This window comes from Gemmatimonadota bacterium (genome assembly GCA_016209965.1).
In the GTDB taxonomy this organism is placed as follows: domain Bacteria; phylum Gemmatimonadota; class Gemmatimonadetes; order Longimicrobiales; family RSA9; genus JACQVE01.
In genome coordinates this window covers 1-2,413 of the sequence record JACQVE010000306.1, presented here as the reverse complement: position 1 = coordinate 2,413, position 2,413 = coordinate 1, and the positions used below count along the sequence as shown (strand labels likewise).

Here is a 2,413-nt window from a genome sequence, read left to right as displayed (position 1 = left end):
GCCTTCTCCAGCTTCCTGGACCGGCCGGAGATGTTCCATGATCGCCGCGGCATCACGCTGGGCATCAAGGTGAGCTTCTGATATGGACCCGAGAACGAGAATCGCGATGTTGCCCTCGAGCTTACTCCGCCCGTTCGCGGCGCTCGCGCTGTTAGCCGGCGTCGTAGCGCCGCTCGCGGCCCAGCAGCCACCCTCGGGATTCAACCTGGCGGCTACCCGCGACTTTGCCGTCACGGGCATGCGCACCGCCCCCAGTTTCCGCTTCTGGGTCACCAATGCCGGGCCCATGGACGCGCAGCAGGGGATTGAGAGCCTGCAGCCGGCGCAGATCCGCAAGGTGAACACGTTCTTTGCCCACCTCTCGGAGGTCGCCCTCTGGGCCACGGCGGGGCGCACCGACTATCAGGGGAACCGACAAAGAGTGCCGAGCCTTGCCAACGTGCGCAACGCGGGCACGGGCGGCCACACGGTGTCCATCAACAATCACTTGAACCCTGCGGCCACGGACTGGTTGCCGGCTGACGGCTCCCTGGGCGTGCGCTTCAGCGGCAAGCGGACTCCCTCTTCGGACCAGCTTCCCACCGCGCCGGCGTGCCTCGTTCACGCCAAGGACCTGGTCCCGCCCGGCTTCACGCTCATGGCCGGCAGCGACTGCGAGCCCACCTGGGGCGTTGATGGCTGGGGCGGGCGTGGCAACGTGCCCTTCTCGGTGTACCTCGACCGCTTCAAGCAGCAGGGTAACACCTTTGCCTTCGACTTCTGGACCGTGCCGTCCGAGGCCACGCAGGAGTTCATCGGCAACAACTTCCAGACGTACGGCTTCATCTCGGACTTCAACGTCAGCAATAATCTCGCTTACGGCAATGTGATCGCCGGCCAGTCGGGCGCGCCTTCGACCGACGGCTACCCGCTGGCGCTCGAGTGGCAGTTCGATGCCTTCAACTTCAAGGACACCAAGCTCGAGGGCATGGTCTTCTGGCAGGCCACGGTCACCAACCGCTCCAGGGACCGTTATGGCGCCGCCATCGACTATGACTCCCTCTATGCCGGGTTCCTGCTCCGGCCCACGACCGCCATGTCCCGCGCCGGGTTCTGGCCCGAGATGGGCGCCGTGGTATTCAATGATCTGCGCAGCCGCAGCGACTGCGACGGCGCCCGGGCGCTACCCGAGCGCCTGGTCATCACCAACTTCATCGGTACCTGCGCTTCAATCGATGTGTCCCGCGGCTTCGCCCGCGGCGCCATGGCGCTCGTCGTGCTGAAGAGCCCCATTGGCGACCTGCGCAACAAGCTGTTCAGCAACGCCACCAGCCCCTTCTTACGGCCCACGCACCCGCTGGCGGGCGATACCATCACCTACAACATCGGCCGGAGCTGCGGCCAGGAGTGCTCCTCCACCCGGCTGCTCGCGGGTCGCGGTCAGAGTGCCTGGGGGACGCTGAGCTCCCACGAGGCCGATGCGCTGGCCGGAGACCAGCCCTCTTCCCTCCCGCCCAACGATTACTGGTTCCTCTTCCACCCCGCGAACGGGGCGGCCTACGGCGACGGGCCGCGCGTCAATCTGGCCAGCCCCAGGGCTGGCGGCGGCTTCAACTGGTGTGTGCCAGGCCCGACCGGGCCGGGCGGGAAGGTGTGGACCTATCGCTCGAACCGCCCCAGCGCGGCACCCGTGGGGCCTGACACCCTCTTCCTGGACGACTGCAACTCCGCCAGCAACCAGCTCGTGGGAATGTGGAAAGACACCTTCCCGGACCGCAGCCTCAAGCTGATCCGGGGCTCCGAGTACGTGGGTGCCGGCCCCTTCCGGCTGGCCGCCGGTCAGACGGCGTCCTTCGTCATTGCCCTGGTCCTGGCCGCCGACTCGGCCAGCATCGAGCGTTCCGTGCGCGATGCGATCCAGGTCTACCATGACTTCTACTCGGTGCCGCAGGCACCGCCCGCCCCGCGCGTGGTTGCCGTGGGGGTCGACGGGGGGAGCATCCAGAACACGCTGGTGCGCATCTCCCTGGACGCCACCCGCATGCGCTGGGTAGACGAGTTCCTGCTCTTCCAGGCCCAGCGCTACCGGACCGCGGGACCCACCACGCCCGAGGCTCGGATCCGGCGCATGAACCCCTGGCTCCCGGATTCCCTCGAGAAGCGGGCACCCGACAATATTGCCCGGATCCTGGTCTACAAATCGTGTAACCCCACGGCGACTACGCTGACCTTCACAACTACGCGTACCCTGGGCGCGCCCTGTACCGTTGACGAGATGCGGGACACCCTGAATCGGGTGCTGGGCCCCATCGCCTACGATCAGATCCTACGACCCGACACCATAACGTTATACAGCGATGGCAGCGTGCAGGCCGGCCAGAGCTACCTGTACGCCTTCGTACCCGAGACGCGCGGCGCCACGTGGAGCGTGGTG

At 66.8% G+C, this 2,413-nt stretch carries 1 protein-coding gene; it reads left to right on the top strand.

What is annotated here, in order from left to right:
• Positions 1 to 106: 106 nt before the first annotated feature.
• A partial coding sequence (locus tag HY703_12025; protein ID MBI4545917.1) for a hypothetical protein occupies positions 107 to 2,413 on the top strand: 2,307 nt, incomplete at its 3' end.